The sequence below is a fragment of the Vibrio sp. 1402 genome, assembly GCF_033340275.1.
This window is the reverse complement of sequence record NZ_JAWOWE010000004.1, coordinates 397,994-416,655: the sequence shown is the minus strand read 5'-3', so window position 1 is coordinate 416,655 and position 18,662 is coordinate 397,994. Positions and strand designations below refer to the sequence as shown.

The following is an 18,662-nucleotide window of genomic DNA, read 5'->3' as shown; positions in this document are numbered from 1 at the left end:
AAAAATAACTGTCGATTTAACAAAAATAGCCATGAAGAAACCAGTGCTTGTGCTGATCGCGAAATATCCATAACCAGCGGCCTTGCTTGGTGTGTGCAATGTAGTAATCACGCATGATCTCATCACCATCCCACCACCCAGAAACTATTCGCTCAGGTCCGTGGACCAAAGAAACTTGCTCTTGCAATACAATGGGAGTCGGTAATTGCATTGCGGGGCGTAGTATGGATGGTATGGCGTGCCCCTTTTCATCCGGAGCATCAGCAGGGCGATACTGACTGGCCTTTTCTGGTCTAGGATCGCAAGCAATATTGGGTTTTAAAACGGCACTTTTTCCCAATTTAGCTTGCAGTAAAGAGAGCAGCTCTAAAGCATTCATGTTTCCTTTCTGCCCAGCAAAGAGATCGCGTGATGCACTAAGAGGCTCACCTTGACGGATGACTTTTAACGTTAGCCCTGTGACTGGGCCATTAAGCGAGAGTGATTCTAAGCTTAAACTCGCTAACTGTTGCCAACGCTGACATAGGTAATCACCTTGCGCAGAAGTGAGTTGAAGGTGTTGCTCTTGTTTCTCACGCTGGTGGAGTGTTAAACACAGTTCAAAAGCGACCTTATCTCTTAATTTAAGAAAGGTTTCGAGTTGACGAAGTAATTTGGCCAACGGTTTTTCAATCCACTGAACGTTTTCGATCTCAAACAACAGCTCTAAATAAACTCGGAAGGATTCGGTAGGGTGATAAAGGTCGACAGGGTGTTTAAACTGCCCAGTCAGTCGACCAACGTAGTTCACCAAATCGATATCAAAGCGTCGTGCGATGTCTTGCAATGGCAGTTCAAGCAGGTTTTGCAATGTGGTGACGCCTACACGTTGTAACTTCTCTACTGTAGCGCTTGATAAATCTGCCAGTGTTAACGGTAATGGTGATAGGACTTTTTGTATGGTAGATTTGTCTTCACTGATGACGTTCGCTCCTGATATTGCCATCAATTTGGCAGCAAAAGGCGAAAAACCACATCCGAATTGAAAACTCAGTTTCAGCTCCGATAAGTGAGCTCTGACTTTATTCCAATAGTTTTCAAGCCCTTCATACAGAGCGAGCATTGGAGTAGCACGCAGTAAAATACCTTGGTTTGGCATCAACACAACGTCAGATGTGATCAAATACAACCACTGAGCTACCTCTTGTAATTTATTTAATTCGGTTTGTGGATGATAAGGATGCACTTGTAAATCTCGACACAAGGACGCAGCACTGCCTAAGCCCATACCAGGCTTAATGCCTTGTTGTTCGGCAATCTCGTTGTATTGAATAATCTGGCAACGTTGGCTTTCGACAATCACCACGGGTTGTTCTTGGTTATCACCAAAGAGTGCGTCTAGCTGCAGGCGAGGGAAGTGCAAGTAAATCCACAGAGACATATCACTAACCTTGGTTCGCCAGTGGGAAGTTGACCACAGTCGAGTGCACAGTTTCAGATGATGGTTTCACCAGTTGCGGGTAATGGTGTTGGAATCCGATACTAACGCTACCTCTATTCCAGCCTCCTTTCCTTTTCAGCACTTCAACATGAATCCCTTGCTCGTCGCCTTTCAGTTTTAAACTGAGTGACACAGGCAAAGACAAGCGGTTGATAGTATCTGTTTTAAGCATAAAGAGAGGGCAACTCCCTTGTTCACTTGCTACCTGTAAGCGTTTCACTTGATGTATTTCAAGCTCTTCTTGCCATAACAAAACATTACTGCATACCCCACTTTTCAGACATTGCTCTGCAGCCCAAAGAGCGTCTTTGGGGTGAGTTGGAGTAACGACCCACACTTGGTTTATATCCAACCCGATGTAGTGTAAAAACAGAGAATTCACTAGCGCAGGTGGTTGAATAAATGCGGTCACACCATTGGTCTGAGTGGCTTTTAAATAGGGAGCGAGCAAACGCAATTCACCAATACTACCAATAGATTCCATCTCCACTACGCCATGAGGTGGAAAGCCTCCGCCGAGCAAATCATCTAATTCAGAAAAACCGGAACTAGTCTGCAACTGCTGAGGATCTGCTTTCGTTAAATTTGCTTGCCAAACAAGGTGTTGGCTTTTTAAGTTCTGAATAATATCTTGCATAATAAATACCTGTATATATATACAGTATATTTCTGTGGGAGAAAGTCGCAAGATTTTTATGAAGAGAGAAATGAAAAAAGGCAGCGTTTGCTGCCTTTTCAATCGATTATGTGAGGTAACCTGAATGAGTTATTTACGCTTCGGTTGAGCGTCGATGCACTGACCGTTCACATCGGTAACCGCAGGATCCATTAAGTGCAAATATAGCGGCATGATATCCAGTGGCGTTTTGAGAGTATTCGCATCTTCACCCGGATATGCTTTTTCACGCATGCGAGTACGAGTGGCACCAGGGTTAATTGCGTTAACGCGGATCGGTGTATCACTCAGCTCGTCAGCCAAAACTTGCATCATGCCTTCTACGGCAAATTTAGAGATAGCGTATGGCCCCCAGAATGCGCGGCCAGAGTGGCCGACGGTTGAAGAGGTAAAGATAATACGCCCAGCTTCTGATTTACGCATCACAGGCAGTAGTGCTTGAGTCATTAGCACTTCGGCTTTCACGTTGATCTGCATGATATCGTCGAAGTCTTCCTCTTTGATTTGATCAAATGGACACAGCGAACTCAAGACACCTGCGTTGTGTAATAGACCATCCAAGCGACCAAACTGTCCTTCGATTGTCTCTGCCATATCAATGTAATTCTGCTGAGTTGCACCCTTGAGATCCAATGGAATGATAGCTGCTTGTGGATAGCCAGCAGCTTCAATCTCATCATAGATAGATTCAAGGTTTTGCACATTTCTACCCAAGAGAATAACAGTTGCACCGTGCTCGGCATAAGAAAGCGCGGCTTGACGGCCGATGCCATTACCAGCGCCAGTAACAAGAATGACTTTACCTTTTAGAGCATCAGCTGAAACGGAGTAGTTCACGGCGATAAATCCTTATTATTGTAAGAGGGTCCATGATAGTTAATTGACGCTAAAAAACGCCTGTTTCTCAATGGAAAATCTTGGTAATCGTGACAAGATGGTTACAATACACCAATTCATGTGTTATACCAATTCCAGAACTTTCGTTAGGTATGCTATCAATCAGAACAAGTGGTTACAAACCGCGCTGCCTTCTCGCTGATGTTTCTGCGTAACATACTAACGTCATCTGAAATGAGATAAAGGAGCTCTCGTTGGAATTTTTATTAGATTATGGTCTGTTTCTGGCCAAAATTATCACGGTGGTTGCTGCGATAATTGTTCTGCTCATTATTGCAAAATCGGCTGGTGGCAAATCGGGTGCGGCGAAAGGGGAGTTAGAGATTACCAACCTTTCAGAGCAACACAAACAATCTGTTGAGCAGTTAGAGCATCATTTGCATGACGATGCTTTCATCAAGGCTCGAGATAAAGCCGTCAAGAAAGAAGAAAAAGAGAAGAACAAATCTCGCGAGAAAGAAATCAAACAAGCGAGCAAAGACGGTTCATTAGATAGCAAGCGTGAACCACACCTATTTGTTCTTGATTTCAACGGTAGCATAGACGCAAAAGAAGTCGCGTCTCTACGTGAAGAAATCACCGCTATTTTGGCTGTCGCACGTGAAGGTGATGAAGTGTTACTTCGCTTAGAGTCTGGCGGTGGTATGGTTCATGGTTACGGCCTTGCCTCTTCTCAACTGGACCGAATCAAAGCTGCAGGTCTTCCTCTGACCATCTCTGTTGACAAAGTTGCGGCAAGTGGCGGTTACATGATGGCATGTGTAGCAGATAAGATTGTTTCTGCACCATTTGCAATTGTGGGGTCTATTGGCGTTATCGCACAAATTCCTAACTTCAACAAACTGTTGAAGAAACATGACATTGAGTACGAACAACTAACAGCGGGTGAATATAAACGCACGCTAACGATGTTCGGTGAGAATACCGATAAAGCGCGCGATAAGTTTAAGCAAGAACTTGAAGAAACACATGTCTTGTTTAAAGACTTCATCCGTGAGCGTCGTCCTAGTTTGGACCTAGACAAAGTAGCCACTGGTGAGCACTGGTTCGGTACACAAGCGAAAGAGCTTGGTTTGGTGGATGACATTAGTACATCTGATGATATCGTTGTTGCAGCATGCAAAGATAAAACTGTACTTTCTGTGCATTATGTACAAAAGAAAAAACTGGCCGACAAGCTAGCAGGTGTGGCGGGTAAAGTCGCTGATAGTGTGATTTTAAAGTTAGCTGAGCGTGGTCAAAAGCCGATTGTTTAATCGAGCTTAAGTTCATGACATTTAAAACGGCGAGGGCGGAAGCCCTCGCCGTTTTTGTTGAACTTTATGTTTATTGATGAATCCAATTACGCATTAGGTGTAATGCTTTACACGACATTTTTCCTCGCTCCAAAGACTGATTACCCGTATAATGTGCGCCTCGAAAACCGAGCAAATTGCTGAAAAGAAACTATTGGTGGAGAAGAACATGTCCTCTCAAACTCCGGTTGTAACCGTAGATGGACCTAGTGGTGCAGGTAAAGGCACTTTATGTATGTTGCTGGCGAAAAAGTTGGGTTTCCAACTCTTAGATTCTGGCGCAATTTATCGTGTACTTGCACTCGCTGCGATTCACCACGGTGTCGACACCGAGTCAGAAGATGCTCTTGTCCCACTAGCAACCCACCTAGACGTTCAATTTATCGCGGAAGGTGACTTAGTTAAGGTCATTCTAGAAGGCGAAGACGTGTCAGGGGAGCTTCGCAAAGAAGAAACAGGCATGGCAGCATCTAAAGTTGCGGCTTTGCCACGTGTTCGTGAAGCATTACTACGTCGTCAGCGTGCATTTGAGACCGCTCCGGGTCTGGTTGCTGATGGTCGTGATATGGGCACAATTGTATTCCCGAGTGCGCAAGCAAAAATCTTCCTTGATGCGAGTGCTGAAGAGCGTGCAAATCGACGCCTTAAACAGTTGCAAGAGAAAGGGTTAGATGTTAGATTTGCTGACCTTTTAAGCGAGATCCAAGAGCGTGACGACCGAGATCGTAACCGCCCAGTGGCGCCATTACGCCCTGCTGAGGATGCGCTTGTGCTAGATTCTACGTTGATGAGTATCGACGAAGTAGTAGAAAAGGCACTACAATATATCGAATCGAAGCTAGCTGAGTAATAATACTCGACTAGGCTAAGAGCGTTGGTCGCAAGGATGATGACTGGCGAATTTAATAACCCCATGCGGTAGGATACCCGTGGAAGTTTAATTTATTGAAGATTAATTAAATGACTGAATCTTTTGCTCAACTCTTTGAAGAGTTTCTAAACGAAACAGAATTCCAACAAGGCAGCATCGTTAAAGGTACTGTAGTAGCTATCGAGAACGGTTTCGTTCTTGTTGACGCTGGTCTTAAGTCTGAATCTGCTATCCCTGCTGAACAGTTCAAGAACGCTGCTGGCGAACTTGAAGTAGAAGTTGGCGCTGAAGTAGACGTAGCTCTAGACGCTGTTGAAGATGGTTTCGGTGAAACTCAACTTTCTCGTGAGAAAGCTAAGCGTCACGAAGCTTGGATCGTACTTGAGAAAGCTTACGAAGAAGCTGAAACTGTTGTTGGTATCATCAACGGTAAAGTTAAAGGCGGTTTCACTGTTGAACTAAACGGTATCCGTGCTTTCCTTCCTGGCTCTCTAGTAGACGTACGTCCAATCCGCGACACTGCTCACCTAGAAAACAAAGAGCTAGAGTTCAAAGTTATCAAACTTGACCAAAAACGTAACAACGTAGTTGTTTCACGTCGTGCAGTTATCGAATCAGAGAACAGCGTTGAGCGTGACGAGCTTCTAGAAACTCTACAAGAAGGTTCTGAAGTTAAAGGTATCGTTAAGAACCTTACTGACTACGGTGCGTTCGTTGACCTAGGTGGCGTTGACGGTCTTCTACATATCACTGATATGGCTTGGAAGCGCGTTAAGCACCCATCTGAAATCGTTAACGTTGGTGACGAGATCCAAGTTAAAGTTCTTAAGTTCGACCGTGAGCGTACTCGCGTATCACTAGGTCTTAAGCAACTAGGCGAAGATCCATGGGTAGCAATCGCTAAGCGTTACCCAGAAGGTCACAAACTAACTGGTCGCGTAACTAACCTAACTGACTACGGCTGCTTCGTTGAAATCGAAGAAGGCGTTGAAGGTCTAGTTCACGTTTCAGAAATGGATTGGACTAACAAGAACATCCACCCTTCTAAAGTTGTTAATGTTGGCGACGAAGTTGAGGTTATGGTTCTTGAAATCGACGAAGAACGTCGTCGTATCTCTCTAGGTCTGAAACAGTGTAAAGCTAACCCATGGCAGTCATTCGCTGAAGCACAAGCTAAAGGCGACAAAGTTACTGGTAAGATCAAGTCTATCACTGACTTCGGTATCTTCATCGGTCTAGAAGGCGGCATCGACGGTCTAGTTCACCTATCTGACATTTCTTGGAATGTTGCTGGCGAAGAAGCTGTACGTGAGTACAAGAAAGGCGACGAGATCTCTGCAGTTGTTCTAGCAGTAGACGCTGAGCGTGAGCGCATCTCTCTAGGCATCAAGCAAATGGAAAATGACCCATTCAATGCTTACGTTGCTGACAACAAGAAAGGTGTTCTAGTTAACGCTACTGTAACTGCTGTTGACGCTAAAGGCGCTACTGTTGAAATCGCAGAAGGCGTTGAAGGTTACATCCGTGCTTCTGAAGTATCACGCGATCGCGTAGAAGATGCTTCTCTAATCCTAAGCGCTGGTGATGTTGTTGAAGCGAAGTTCACTGGTGTAGACCGTAAGAACCGCGTAATCAACCTATCTATCAAAGCTAAAGACGAAGCTGACGAGCAAGAAGCAATGGCATCTATCAACAAGCAAGATGACAATGCATTCGGTAACGCAATGGCTGACGCTTTCAAAGCTGCTAAAGGCGAATAATATACTCGCTTAAGCAAAAAAGGAGCCGCAAGGCTCCTTTTTTATATTTGGTCATATTTAAGTAGTAATACTAATGACAGTAAACTATCTTAATAAAAGGCATTTCTTCATTGCGCATTTTGCATAAAATTTGTCTAGAATTGTCAGCAAGTGTTTGTTGGAATTAGTATTACTTACTATAATAAGTGATAAAGATACTCAAAGAGGGCAACTATGACTAAGTCTGAACTGATTGAAAGACTCTGCGCTGAGCAAACACACTTATCAGCGAAAGAGGTAGAGGATGCTGTAAAAGATATTTTAGAGCACATGGCCTCTACACTAGAGAGCGGTGACCGTATCGAGATCCGTGGCTTTGGTAGTTTTTCTCTTCATTACCGCGAGCCTCGCGTAGGTCGTAACCCTAAAACGGGCGATAAAGTGGAATTGGAAGGTAAATACGTTCCACATTTCAAACCTGGTAAAGAACTTCGTGAGCGTGTAAATATTGGTTAATGCACTCTTATTAGTTTGAAAAAAGCGGCATACGTTTGTGTATGCCGCTTTTTTGTAATGTATCCAAGTTAGTCATACATCCAAGATCGTTTACTAATCTAATTGTGGATTCAGCTGTTTTCTTTGCTGCTTTCTATACCCAAATAACTTTAACTTCTAAGCATGTCTACAAACTAAGCATCTTGAGGTTACTTGGGTATAGATTATTGCTAATATACGTAGTCTGAAGAAGCATTTTCCTGCATAATCTTACCGACTTACTCCTAGAAGGGTGATGTAACATGAAAATTATAAAAATCGTTGCTGTTTTAGCTCTCTTTTTAATTGCATTGGCGTTAGGTTCCCAAAACCAAGAGCTCGTGACTTTTAACTATCTTTTAGCAAAAGGAGAGTTCCACTTATCTACGCTATTAGGTGTAGTATTTGTGGTTGGCTTTGCTTTAGCGTGGGTTATCTTTGGTAGCATCCAACTGAAAACTCAGCTACAGGTCCGTCGTTTAAAGAAAAAACTGAAAAAGTACGAACCAACTGAATCAAACAACGCTGCTGATAAGCCAGCCATTGAAAAACAGGCATAAGGATAAGGCTTAACTTTAATGCTTGAACTACTCTTCTTGTTGTTGCCTATAGCTGCTGCGTATGGCTGGTATATGGGGCATCGCAGCGCTCAGCAAGACAAGCAGAAGCAATCTCATCAAATCTCTCGTCAGTATATGACGGGTCTTAATCTGCTGCTCTCTGACCAATCAGATAAGGCTGTCGATCACTTTATTGAATTGCTCCAAGTTGATAACGAGACCATCGATACTCACCTTGCGTTGGGTAACCTGTTCCGGTCTCGTGGTGAAGTCGACCGCGCAATCAGAATTCACCAAAATCTTATTTCTCGTTCAGGCTTAACACTGGACCAAAAGAACCTCGCCCTTCAACAGTTAGCGAAAGACTACATGGTCTCAGGTTTTCTTGATCGTGCAGAGAAAATCTTCGAACAGTTAGTCGAAGAGCCAGATTACAAAGAGGCGGCTCTTCAACAATTAGTGACCATTTATCAGCAAACACGAGAATGGGAAAAGGCGATTTATTACGCGAACCAATTGGCTAAGTTAGGTAATAAACGCTCAAGGATGCGTGCAAATATTGCCCATTTTTGGTGTGAAATAGCCATGCTCGACCAAGCTGATGGGAATACTAATAAGGCAATACAGCATTTTAAAAAAGCGTTAGCGGAAGACCCGAAGTGTGTTCGAGCAAGTATTGCTTTGGGACGAATTTATCTAGAGTCTGAAGACTATAAGCACACCATCAAATATCTGACAGGGGTACTTGAGCAAGATAAAGACTTTATCAGTGATGTCTTGCCAACTATTGCAGAATGCTATCATCATCTGGGCCAGGAAGATGAACTTGTCGAGTTTCTGCGAGCTTGTATTGATAAGAAAGCAGGCGTATCAGCCGAGTTGATGTTGGCTCAATTAGTTGCTCATCACGAGAACGTTGGGGCTGCTCAAGAGTTACTGACGAAACAATTGCTGAAAAACCCAACCATGAAGGGCTTCTACCGTTTAATTGACTACCACATTGCAGAAGCAGAAGATGGTCGAGCGAAAGACAGCCTATCAACACTACAAGCGATGGTGGGTGAACAGTTAAAAGTGAAACCACATTACCGATGCCGGAAGTGTGGATTTTCTACCCATTCCCTTTATTGGCATTGTCCGTCCTGTAAAGGATGGGGGACGATCAAGCCAATCCGCGGATTGGATGGTGAATAATTCTTAATGCAGCTGGCAGAGTTTCTGTCCGCTGCATTTTTTTAACTTTTTATTTAATAAGAACCAAAACAGTTAGGAGATGAAATGATCGACCAAAAAGTTATTGTCGCACTGGATTATGATAACCAAGCAGATGCACTTGCGTTTGTAGATAGAATTGATCCTGCGTCATGCCGACTAAAAGTTGGCAAGGAGATGTTTACGCTATTTGGTCCTGATTTTGTACGTGAACTCCATAAACGTGGTTTCTCGGTATTCCTAGATTTAAAATTTCACGATATTCCAAACACCTGTTCGAAAGCAGTTCGCGCTGCGGCTGAAATGGGTGTATGGATGGTGAACGTACACGCGAGCGGTGGTGAGCGTATGATGACGGCATCACGTGAAATTCTTGAGCCATATGGTAAAGATCGTCCACTTCTTATCGGTGTAACGGTACTAACCAGTATGGAACAAAGTGATTTAGCTGGTATTGGTTTGAATGTTGCGCCTCAGGAGCAAGTGATTCGTCTAGCAACCTTGACCAAAAACGCAGGCTTAGATGGTGTGGTATGTTCAGCGCAAGAGTCCTCATTACTGAAGAGCGAACTAGGCCAAGAATTTAAGTTAGTGACCCCTGGTATTCGACCTGCTGGCTCAGAACAAGGTGACCAACGCCGTATCATGACGCCAGTAGACGCTATCCAATCAGGTTCAGATTATCTTGTGATTGGTCGCCCTATCACTCAAGCGTCAAATCCTGCAGAAGTGCTGAAGTCGATCAATGAGAGCTTATCTAACATGTAAGCACTGTCTCGATTGTATGGAGAAAAGTGAGGCTAAGATGCCTCACTTTTTACATCGAATGAAAATACTGATCGCGGTAAACAACCATTCCTTTTAACCAGCTATGTCTGATCATTTACTCGCTTTAACTGGTATATCGGGGCCAATTGAGATAAAGGTTCTGCGGTTTATTCTGAGTAAAGTAGGGCTTGGTACTATGCCGATCACACTTTTGTAACATAACTCACTGTGATGCCTCGAAAATGCAACCATGTGTTATTGATGGCTTGCGTTACAAATGTCTAAAGAATACTATGGCGAAGATGCATTCACTGCGTTGTAAGGTCTAGGATGACCTAGTGAAACTCTTTGAAATTAATATAGAAGCTGGCAGGACGTCACTTCATATTACGTTCCTATTATTTCCTATCTGCGTATTTTAAATCGCAGCTTTCTGTGAGCTTTCACACGCTGTCTTCCTTGTTACGACCTTAGTGCGCAAACACAACAAGGAAGAAACATGACTAAAAAACTGCCATTTTCAGTACTAGCAACACTGACCGCTGCCAGTTTTCAACTGAGTGCGGCAGAATTGCCAGCTGATATCGAATGGATTTCAAACAACAACGAACCTCTATTTGCCTCTGAAGAGGCGGTACGAGGTGGCACCTATCGCACTTACATTCAGAGCTTTCCGCAAACATTACGAAGTGTTGGTCCAGATGCGAACTCAGGTTTGCGCCAATACTTAATGGATGGTTCACCAAAACTGGCTCAGCGTCATCCAAATACTGGCAAATGGATCCCTCAACTTGCTAAGTCATGGGCATTTGGAGAAGACAACAAAACCGTATTCTTTAAACTCGACGAAACGGCCGAGTGGTCAGATGGTGAAAAAATTACAGCAGATGATTACGTCTTTATGATGAAGTACTACACGTCAAAAGACATTATCGACCCGTGGTATAACGACTTCTTCACAAACAGTATTGTGAGTGTTGAAAAAATTGATGACTACACGATCAAAGTCAATCTTGCTGTAGCTCAAAGTCATGACTCACTTATGGTTATGATTAACATGCCAAGTAATGGTTTTCAGCCTCGTCCTGAACACTTCTTTGAAGGAGAAAAGGACGCAAATAACGATGGCATGCCTGATAACTTCGTCAGAAAGTTTAACTTTAAATCTGAGCCAACCGCAGCGCCTTACTACATTGATCAAGTGAAGAAAGGTAAGAGCGTAACATTCAAACATGTCGGTGAAGATTGGTGGGGATACAACAACCGCTACTATAAAAACCGTTATAACGTTGAAAAGGTTCGCATTAAGGTGATTCGCGATCCTGATATTGCCATGAAGCACTTTGAGAAAGGCAACTTAGACTACTTTGAGATGGTGCTACCAAGCTTTTGGCATGACAAGACCAATAGTGATGTGTACAAAAAAGGCTATATCCAAAAGTACTGGGGCTTTAACGAAGCACCGCAAGGAGCTGGTGGTCTTTGGATGAACACAGCGATGCCGATGTTGGATAACCTAGAAGTGCGTAAAGGTGTTATGGCAGCCACTGACTATGACGGCATGATTGAAAACATCATGCGTGGAGATTATTCACGTAAACCGCATGGACTCGGCTTTGGTCATGGCGAATACGATGATCCTAACAATACACCGCCAAAGTTTGATGCTGATGCGGCGGTTAAACACTTCGAAAAAGCGGGCTTTGACAAAGTGGGCGCAGATGGTATTCGTGTTAACGACAAGGGCCAACGCTTGAGCTTTGCTATCACCTACGGATACAACTCTTGGACACCGCGTATTGCATACCTGAAAGAGCAAGCGAAACTTGCTGGTCTTGAGTTCACGTTAAACTTGGTGGATGGCTCATCTGCGTTTAAATACATTCTTGAGAAAAAGCATCAGCTAGCGTTTTTGAATATGGGCTCTGGTGAGATCCCTGCGTATTGGGAATACCTACACTCGGATAATGCAAATCGACCACAAACGAATGCTCACACCAACTACAGCAGCCCTGAGCTAGACAAGTTAATTGAAGCGTATGATTCTGAGTTTGATCAGGAGAAGCGTTACGACTTGTCGCATCAAATCCAAAACTATGTCAGCAAAGCGAATATCATCGTTCCTGGCTACATGGTGCCTTATTCTCGAGTTGCTCATTGGCGCTGGGTTAAAATTCCTAAAAACGGCATGACAAAAGCGACAGAATGGGTGCTTCATCCAATGGATATCGGTAATTTCTGGATTGATAACCAAGTAAAAGAAGAGACAGAAGAAGCGATGGACGAGGGTAAAACCTTCCCAGAATTAACGGTAATTGATGATCGTTACAAATTGTAAATCAGTAGTTTAGATAGAAAATGATAGCCCCGGTAATGAATTTTATCGGGGCTTTCTTTTTTACTTAACAAGGTAAGACACTTCTAAAAGGTAGGTTTTTGCATCACCAAGCAAAGAGAACGCTCTATCGATGGTTTTAAATCGATCATCAAGCGAGTCGCTGGATATCAGCTGGCTGAATGTTTGCAACGAGAAAGCTTCGTTTGCTTTGAAGAACTGATGTACGTTTTCAAGCTGCACTTTATGAATATGCTCCACCTTATTTAGGGCGGTGGTTAAATCGGAAATGTTAATCGACATTGCTACTCGGGAACCTTATCAACAAGACCTATATGAGGTCATAGAGTGGGGTTTTATATTTTGCGACAGAGAGTAACACCGAAGAGCAATTTATAGTCTGATGAAGATCAATTTGCCTTATTTAAGCATCTGTAACGCGGCACTAGACGTGTACCTAGAGCTAGTACACGTTACAACGCTTGAATATAGGCTAGGGTTTCACCTGATCAAAAGTAAAAGCCAAGTCCGACTAAAAGCCCTTGAGAAGCCGTATCATATTCAAATACCTCTTCATTTTTGTAATCGACCCAGGTCGACTTGTAAGCTAAGTTGAGATCAGACCATTCGTTAAAGCGATAACGAACACCAGTTTGAATGGCATAAGTGAAGTGAGTATCGTTGCCAAGTCCGGCGTCGATACTGGCATGAAATCGCCAGTTTTCACTCAATTCATCAATGAGTCGCAAGCCAACTAAAAAATCGACCCAATCTTCTTGTAATGACAGTCTATCTTCTAGTACCCGGTTGTCATTACGATACAGCTTGCCGGTGATGTCATTGTCCCACCAACGTAATCCAAACATATAATCCAGTTTACCAAATGAATATTGTTCGCGTTGGAATGCCTTTGCTTCTAGAACACCTTGCCGTATTTCGATGTCCGCACGATAACGAGCGTTAGGCAGAGCGCCCTTGATATTATTAACATCACCACTTAAGTTCATGAAACTATAATCTATGTAGTAGCCCCACTTACTTTGGTAAATACTCTCGAATCGCAACATCGCCCCAATATCGAGGTGGTCTACGATGAACTTAGGATCGACATCCACCTCTGATGAAAAGCGACCAATACTGGTATCCCCGTGGATATTCAGTCCTAGCATGTACACTTCTATGCTATTTCGCCAACGAGATTCTTGTGTCTCAGCTGAGAGCGCTACTGATGTAGGTAATACAAGAATGAGTGAGGAGAGTGATAGCAGGTTACATGGTTTCATCCAATTTCCTTTTCGGCTTTTCGTCAGCTTTCAGCTTAGTAGAAGTCGCTACACTCTGCATAAAAAAGGGAAGCAACTTGCTTCCCTGTAATTAACATTGACTTAGAGTTGTTTGGCAATGTCTGAGGTTAGGCTTTCTAAGCCTATGGATAAAGCGTTGACGAGCGCTTCATAGCCCTCATCTTGAAGCGGCTGAGAGATTTGTATTGGCGCGCTGTTTTCTACCTTACCTTCGGCATTAATGAGTAACCATTCCCCCTCAATTTCGATATTACCTTTGTAGCTGCCATTAAATTTATTTAACGTAAGCTGGAGTTTGGCTTCACCGCTTTGATCCAACAGATTATTCATTTCAGTCGGCCAGTAATGACTTTGCTTGTGACGTAGTTCCGCGACGACTCTCTGAGTGATTTGCTCAGAAATACTGTGCGCCCATTGATTGTGCTTCGCCTGAATAACTTGGGTCTCAGAGGTTCGATAAACAATGCCATTATCATTCAAATAACTCGCCAATGTCACTGGACGAACAACTAAAGTTGGGCGCTGAGCGATATCAGAAGAGCTCAGCGTCACTGGTTCCGCCTTAGGTAGAAGGTACATAGCTCCTTTAGTTTGCGGAGCGCTACTGCAACCCGTTAGACCGACAAATAGCGCGATAGACAGAAAGAATACTCGTTTCATTAGTTTTTGCCTTTAACTGGTATTGGGTCACTGATTTCATCTTCTCCAAACACGAGAGAGTTTGGCTTTTCGTTTAGCTGTTTAAGTACGGGTTTAAACTCTGTCATTACGCTTTCTAATTCTTTTAGCGTGGCTTCCATTTCGCTGTACATGGTTGAGTTGGGCCCATAACCATCGAGTGTTTTTTGTAATTGCTGTAAGCTTTGGCGAATATCTGTTGGGATCTCTTGCGTCTCTTTTTGATTCAAAAGTTTATCAATACTGTCCGCCACGCGTTCTGCTGAAGCTAACGTTTTTTCGGACGTTTTTAACGTTGAATTGAGAGAGTCTAGTGTTTCTTCCATCGGTAAGTTATTAATCTTATTTAGGAAGTCGTTCACTTGGCGCTGAACCTGCGCAAAACCACCACGCATGGTTGGGAAAACATCTAAATCAGCAAACTTACTCGGTACGTAAGGCTCGTCATTTGGATAGAAGTCGGCGTCAACATACAGTGCGCCTGTTAATAAGTTACCTGTTTTTAAAGTACCACGTAGGCCTTTAGCAAACTCACTCTTCAATTTATCTTTTAACATTGGTAAAGATTGGGATTGGAAATCGCCATAAACACGGCCGAGCTCGATACGTACCAATACAGGGATTTTTTTCGCAGAAAAGTTCTCTTCTGGGGTTGGAAGTCGCATTGGTACACGCATCACAGTACCAATTCTCAAGCCTCGATATTCGACAGGTGCCTTACGTTTAAGTCCTCGTACCGATTCATCAAAAAGCATAACGAATTCAATATAATCATCGTACATGCCTTCTCGAAGTTGTTTAATATCATCGTACAAGCGGAAGTTGACCATATTTTCAGTGAGCTGTTCACCGGATTCAAGACCTGGAACGGTATCGAAGGTAACACCACCCGTTAGCATGCTCTCTAATGAGCCAAACTTGACTTCGAACCCTTCAGCGTTGAGCTGTAAATCTACGCCAGAATTCAGCCAGAACTTGGTACGAGTGCGCACTAAGCTGTCATAAGGCTTGAAAATAAAGAGTTGGTATAACGCTTTGCGAGTGTCAACATCAAAGCTGGTTTTCTCTACACGACCAACCGTAAAGCCTTTATAAATGACGGGGTCACCAACGCCTAGCTTACCAGCCTCGCGGTGTGTTAACACAAGGCGTAACCCCTCTGCATCAGGAGAGGCGACTGGGGGAACATCTAAGACCGTAAAGCGCTCTTTCTCTATCTTAGATTTACCCGGCTGAAGTTGGATATAAGCGCCAGAGAGCAAGGTCTCTAAACCTGAAACGCCATCACGGCCAATACGAGGCTTCACAACCCAAAACATGGTGTCATCTCGCAGCATGCGTTCTGCATCCTTGTTCATTTGTGCCTTAGCGATGATGTGATCGTAATTTTCACTGAGAGTGACTTCAGTAATCAGTCCGACTTTTACATTCAATGCTCGGATTTCGGTTTTGCCAACCTCAATCCCATCTGCGGTTGGCAGTTGGAGAGTAATTTGTGGGCCTGTACTGTTGATATATTGGAACAGCATCCACGCTCCCATGGCTAGCGCAAGGATCGGGACAATCCATATCGCAGAAATCTGCTTTTGCGGTTTTATTTGAGCGGTTACGTTGTTCTTATCACTCATATTTGGCTTTCTCGTTTAAGTTGTCAGAAATCGGCTCCTGCACTTCGTTTTGTGGCAATTGCCACAACAAACGTGAGTCAAATATCATTGCAGAAAGCATAGTAAAAATGACCACTGCCGCGAAAGAGAGCGCAGCAGGACCTGGATAAATCGCCATTAAGTTTTGCAGCTGAACCAGTGCAACTAAGATCGCGACGACGAAGATATCGATCATGGACCAACGGCCAATAAACTCAGTTATGCGGTAGATCTTTAAGCGTGAAATACTCTCTTCGTGCGGAAGATATCGCGCTTTTTGCGCATTGTAATACAGCCACGCGAGTGCCAGCATTTTCGCCATTGGAATAAATACGCTAGCAAAGAAAATTACCATCGCAATAGGGTAAGAACCTAAATGCCAAAGCAATATTACCCCCTCCATGATAGTCGAACCTTCTGCATGTCCAAGGCTTACGGTGTACATCATAGGGTAGAGGTTCGCAGGGATATAGAAAATGATTGAAGCAAACAAAAGCGCCCAAGCTTTTTGTAAATTGTCTGCGGGGTTGTATTTGTGAATAGGGCTTTTACAACGAATGCAGTGTTGGTGTTTTTTAGCTTCAATAGGGTTGAGCTGGTGGCACGTATGACAACCAATATGGTTGTGGTTATGGTGCGTATCACCCTCTTTTACATCAGGTAGCTCGATAGCTGGAATAAAGTGCCCCCAGAGCCAGCTTTTGTCGACCATTGATATGCATTTGACTACCAGAACGGTATATACACAAAACGCCCAGAATGAAGTGCCCATTCCTATGTCTGCGAGGGAAGCGATTTTAATTAAGCTGACCAACACGCCAATCAAAAATACATCCACCATTAACCAAGGTTCGACTCGAAACAGAAGACGGCATAAAACTTTTGCCATTCGTTGCTGCTTTTTAGAGGGGGTATGTTTACGTGCTTTTAATGCTTCAAGGTGAAGAAAGAGAATGAGACCAACATAGATTGCAGGCAAAACGATAACTGTTGCGAGTAGCAGCACACCCAAAAGCACATTTTGAAACTCAGCCAGCATTTTGGCAGCGTGCAACAAGGTGATTTCTTGCGACAACCCTTGCACGCTGAACGACATAAAAGGGAAAGAAATGCTTAGCACTAACATGATCAAACATGCCGATGATATGGCGATCACGCTTTGGTAAGGCTTGGCATTCACTTTAGTCAGCGGATGCGAACATCGAGGACATTGTGCTTTTTGCCCCTGTTCGATATCGGGAATGCGAACAACAAGGCCGCACTCTTCGCATGAAATTAACTGACGGGAATTAGGTTGAATACTCATCGGGTAGGTTTTAGATTCATTTGCTTTAAGAATACTCTTTTTTCACTAGGCACGCTTGTTTTGATTCAGGAGTTTACGAGTTTCTTACTTTTGGCATTAGAGGATATGGGAGATCTAAGACATAAACGAAGTCGCGTTTGGTACAAGATTTTACGGCGAAGATGAGTATGTTGGAAGTCGAAAATAATGTGATATTGCTTGTCTGTGGAGGGGGGTAATTACTTGTTTTTAAGGGTAAGTAACCCTGCCCAGATAATCAGAGCAGGGAAAAAGAGCATTTTATTTAAGGTACTTAGTTGTACTTTACTTGACCGTTCCGCTCTTAAAGGCATTGGAGCCGACTTGCGTACCGTTGAGCGTTTTGCCGTAATAGCCTTGGTGCTGGTGATATTTCTCCGCGTTTGCGGTGACATTGCCTTTGAATCGAGGATCTTGTGGACGCTCATGGCTGTTGACGTATGCTGCGACATCCCAAGCTTCTTGCTCTGTCAGCTGCACACTTTTCCCAAGCGGCATGTTTTCGTAAATAAAATAGGCCGCTGTGTTAATCCGGTGCATACCTGCGCCCCAGTTATACGCATATTCGCCCCAAAGTGGTGGAATGTATGAATGGTCGTTGGTGTCTTTGATGCCTGAACCGTCGGCGCGATGGCAAGTTTCACAGTTCTTTTCGTAGACCAATGCGCCTCGCTCTATTGATGGTTCTTGCTCAGGGGCGGCGATTTTTGGGTAGCCACGCCCAGAGAGATTACCCCGCTTTTCAATTGGTAATGCTTGTGCGATGGCTTCGGGCAACGGGAAGTCTTTTGCTTTTCCACCAATTTGCAACGTTTTTGCGTCTAGTTCTGGAATGGGTTCATCCGCCATACCATGTTTGTCAAGCAAGCCGCCCATCGCTAACCAGTAGGCGTAAGCACTAAGGGCAACAATTTCTGTCGAATCGTAAGCGGGCGCTTTACCGTTCATGGAATACTCGAAACAACCTTGGATACGGTCAGCATAGCTGTTTACGCGATCGTTTTTCTTACGATATGCCGGGTATGCCATGTAAGCTGCCCACAGTGGCGCAGCGTTTGCTTTTCGTCCTGCCTCCATATGGCAGTTCACACAGTTTTGTTCGTTGCCAACGTATTTTCCGCGCATTTGTTGTGAGTTAACAAAGAGCGAGTAACCGCGTTTTACTTGCTCACCAAATGCGGTGTTTGGGATTGTGCTGAGATCACGCGGTTTTAAGTATTCACCGTGCTTTTCTTTTTCTATCGCAGGTAGCTCTTTCTGGCGGTCCGGTAATGGAGCGTTAGCTAGTACGAGCGTAGAAATGAAAGGCAGTGCGAACAAAGAATAGAAACGTTTCATGACTG

17 protein-coding genes are annotated in these 18,662 nt (G+C 43.8%); 8 read left to right on the top strand and 9 right to left on the bottom strand.

Going from position 1 to position 18,662, the window contains the following annotated elements:
- Positions 1 to 16: 16 nt before the first annotated feature.
- The 3 genes from R7044_RS10920 to R7044_RS10910 all read right to left on the bottom strand — a co-directional run bounded on the left by R7044_RS10920 (position 17) and on the right by R7044_RS10910 (position 2,993).
- Positions 17 to 1,420 (bottom strand): Y-family DNA polymerase, encoded by a 1,404-nt coding sequence (locus tag R7044_RS10920; RefSeq protein ID WP_047103405.1) that lies wholly within the window; start codon positions 1,418 to 1,420, stop codon positions 17 to 19.
- Between the two features lie 4 nt (positions 1,421 to 1,424).
- Positions 1,425 to 2,117, bottom strand: a complete 693-nt coding sequence (gene imuA / locus R7044_RS10915; RefSeq protein ID WP_017821660.1) for a translesion DNA synthesis-associated protein ImuA — start codon at positions 2,115 to 2,117, stop codon at positions 1,425 to 1,427.
- A gap of 129 nt (positions 2,118 to 2,246) precedes the next feature.
- Positions 2,247 to 2,993: a YciK family oxidoreductase gene (locus tag R7044_RS10910; protein ID WP_005372980.1), complete on the bottom strand. Its 747-nt coding sequence runs from the start codon at positions 2,991 to 2,993 to the stop codon at positions 2,247 to 2,249.
- A 254-nt stretch (positions 2,994 to 3,247) separates the two neighbouring features.
- Between R7044_RS10910 and sohB the strand changes: the two genes are divergently transcribed.
- The 8 genes from sohB (at position 3,248) to R7044_RS10870 (ending at position 12,370) form a co-directional block, all read left to right on the top strand.
- The gene (gene sohB, locus R7044_RS10905; protein WP_005385819.1) at positions 3,248 to 4,309 is read left to right on the top strand and encodes a protease SohB; all 1,062 of its coding nucleotides are present in this window, start codon (positions 3,248 to 3,250) and stop codon (positions 4,307 to 4,309) included.
- 208 nt (positions 4,310 to 4,517) lie between these two features.
- Positions 4,518 to 5,198 (top strand): (d)CMP kinase, encoded by a 681-nt coding sequence (gene cmk, locus R7044_RS10900; protein WP_172563546.1) that lies wholly within the window; start codon positions 4,518 to 4,520, stop codon positions 5,196 to 5,198.
- A 110-nt stretch (positions 5,199 to 5,308) separates the two neighbouring features.
- Positions 5,309 to 6,979, top strand: coding sequence for a 30S ribosomal protein S1 (gene rpsA, locus R7044_RS10895; RefSeq protein ID WP_005385817.1), 1,671 nt, complete (start codon positions 5,309 to 5,311; stop codon positions 6,977 to 6,979).
- Between the two features lie 213 nt (positions 6,980 to 7,192).
- On the top strand, positions 7,193 to 7,474 hold the full coding sequence (ihfB, locus tag R7044_RS10890) for an integration host factor subunit beta (protein ID WP_005385816.1): 282 nt from the start codon (positions 7,193 to 7,195) through the stop codon (positions 7,472 to 7,474).
- 281 nt (positions 7,475 to 7,755) lie between these two features.
- Positions 7,756 to 8,052: a LapA family protein gene (locus R7044_RS10885; RefSeq protein WP_005376663.1), complete on the top strand. Its 297-nt coding sequence runs from the start codon at positions 7,756 to 7,758 to the stop codon at positions 8,050 to 8,052.
- A gap of 18 nt (positions 8,053 to 8,070) precedes the next feature.
- Entirely contained in the window at positions 8,071 to 9,246 is a 1,176-nt protein-coding gene (gene lapB / locus R7044_RS10880; RefSeq protein ID WP_005376665.1) for a lipopolysaccharide assembly protein LapB, read from the top strand.
- A gap of 84 nt (positions 9,247 to 9,330) precedes the next feature.
- Positions 9,331 to 10,032 carry an orotidine-5'-phosphate decarboxylase gene (gene pyrF / locus R7044_RS10875; RefSeq protein ID WP_005376667.1) on the top strand — a complete coding sequence of 234 codons (702 nt, stop codon included), beginning with the start codon at positions 9,331 to 9,333 and terminating at the stop codon, positions 10,030 to 10,032.
- A gap of 499 nt (positions 10,033 to 10,531) precedes the next feature.
- Complete coding sequence (locus R7044_RS10870) at positions 10,532 to 12,370, top strand: extracellular solute-binding protein (RefSeq protein WP_017633867.1); 1,839 nt, start codon at positions 10,532 to 10,534, stop codon at positions 12,368 to 12,370.
- A 60-nt stretch (positions 12,371 to 12,430) separates the two neighbouring features.
- On the opposite strand, the gene R7044_RS10865 is transcribed toward R7044_RS10870, so the two are convergent.
- The 6 genes from R7044_RS10865 to R7044_RS10840 all read right to left on the bottom strand — a co-directional run bounded on the left by R7044_RS10865 (position 12,431) and on the right by R7044_RS10840 (position 18,657).
- On the bottom strand, positions 12,431 to 12,670 hold the full coding sequence (locus tag R7044_RS10865; protein ID WP_225455571.1) for a hypothetical protein: 240 nt from the start codon (positions 12,668 to 12,670) through the stop codon (positions 12,431 to 12,433).
- A gap of 206 nt (positions 12,671 to 12,876) precedes the next feature.
- Positions 12,877 to 13,650: a hypothetical protein gene (locus tag R7044_RS10860; protein WP_017633868.1), complete on the bottom strand. Its 774-nt coding sequence runs from the start codon at positions 13,648 to 13,650 to the stop codon at positions 12,877 to 12,879.
- A 102-nt stretch (positions 13,651 to 13,752) separates the two neighbouring features.
- Entirely contained in the window at positions 13,753 to 14,331 is a 579-nt protein-coding gene (locus R7044_RS10855; RefSeq protein ID WP_017821657.1) for a membrane integrity-associated transporter subunit PqiC, read from the bottom strand.
- Positions 14,331 to 15,977, bottom strand: a complete 1,647-nt coding sequence (gene pqiB / locus R7044_RS10850; protein ID WP_171342887.1) for an intermembrane transport protein PqiB — start codon at positions 15,975 to 15,977, stop codon at positions 14,331 to 14,333. The genes R7044_RS10855 and pqiB overlap by 1 nt, the downstream gene beginning before the upstream one ends.
- Entirely contained in the window at positions 15,970 to 17,301 is a 1,332-nt protein-coding gene (locus R7044_RS10845; RefSeq protein WP_225455570.1) for a paraquat-inducible protein A, read from the bottom strand. The genes pqiB and R7044_RS10845 overlap by 8 nt, the downstream gene beginning before the upstream one ends.
- A gap of 303 nt (positions 17,302 to 17,604) precedes the next feature.
- Positions 17,605 to 18,657 carry a c-type cytochrome gene (locus R7044_RS10840; protein ID WP_005376684.1) on the bottom strand — a complete coding sequence of 351 codons (1,053 nt, stop codon included), beginning with the start codon at positions 18,655 to 18,657 and terminating at the stop codon, positions 17,605 to 17,607.
- Positions 18,658 to 18,662: the final 5 nt, after the last annotated feature.

What these genes read in the sequence shown, in the direction of transcription:
- R7044_RS10920 (WP_047103405.1), bottom strand. Translation starts at nt 1,420, where the DNA reads ATGTCTCTGTGGATTTACTTGCACTTCCCTCGCCTGCAGCTAGACGCA.
- imuA (WP_017821660.1), bottom strand. Translation starts at nt 2,117, where the DNA reads ATGCAAGATATTATTCAGAACTTAAAAAGCCAACACCTTGTTTGGCAA.
- cmk (WP_172563546.1), top strand. Translation starts at nt 4,518, where the DNA reads ATGTCCTCTCAAACTCCGGTTGTAACCGTAGATGGACCTAGTGGTGCA.
- rpsA (WP_005385817.1), top strand. Translation starts at nt 5,309, where the DNA reads ATGACTGAATCTTTTGCTCAACTCTTTGAAGAGTTTCTAAACGAAACA.
- ihfB (WP_005385816.1), top strand. Translation starts at nt 7,193, where the DNA reads ATGACTAAGTCTGAACTGATTGAAAGACTCTGCGCTGAGCAAACACAC.
- R7044_RS10885 (WP_005376663.1), top strand. Translation starts at nt 7,756, where the DNA reads ATGAAAATTATAAAAATCGTTGCTGTTTTAGCTCTCTTTTTAATTGCA.
- lapB (WP_005376665.1), top strand. Translation starts at nt 8,071, where the DNA reads ATGCTTGAACTACTCTTCTTGTTGTTGCCTATAGCTGCTGCGTATGGC.
- pyrF (WP_005376667.1), top strand. Translation starts at nt 9,331, where the DNA reads ATGATCGACCAAAAAGTTATTGTCGCACTGGATTATGATAACCAAGCA.
- R7044_RS10870 (WP_017633867.1), top strand. Translation starts at nt 10,532, where the DNA reads ATGACTAAAAAACTGCCATTTTCAGTACTAGCAACACTGACCGCTGCC.
- R7044_RS10865 (WP_225455571.1), bottom strand. Translation starts at nt 12,670, where the DNA reads ATGTCGATTAACATTTCCGATTTAACCACCGCCCTAAATAAGGTGGAG.
- R7044_RS10860 (WP_017633868.1), bottom strand. Translation starts at nt 13,650, where the DNA reads ATGAAACCATGTAACCTGCTATCACTCTCCTCACTCATTCTTGTATTA.
- R7044_RS10855 (WP_017821657.1), bottom strand. Translation starts at nt 14,331, where the DNA reads ATGAAACGAGTATTCTTTCTGTCTATCGCGCTATTTGTCGGTCTAACG.
- pqiB (WP_171342887.1), bottom strand. Translation starts at nt 15,977, where the DNA reads ATGAGTGATAAGAACAACGTAACCGCTCAAATAAAACCGCAAAAGCAG.
- R7044_RS10845 (WP_225455570.1), bottom strand. Translation starts at nt 17,301, where the DNA reads ATGAGTATTCAACCTAATTCCCGTCAGTTAATTTCATGCGAAGAGTGC.
- R7044_RS10840 (WP_005376684.1), bottom strand. Translation starts at nt 18,657, where the DNA reads ATGAAACGTTTCTATTCTTTGTTCGCACTGCCTTTCATTTCTACGCTC.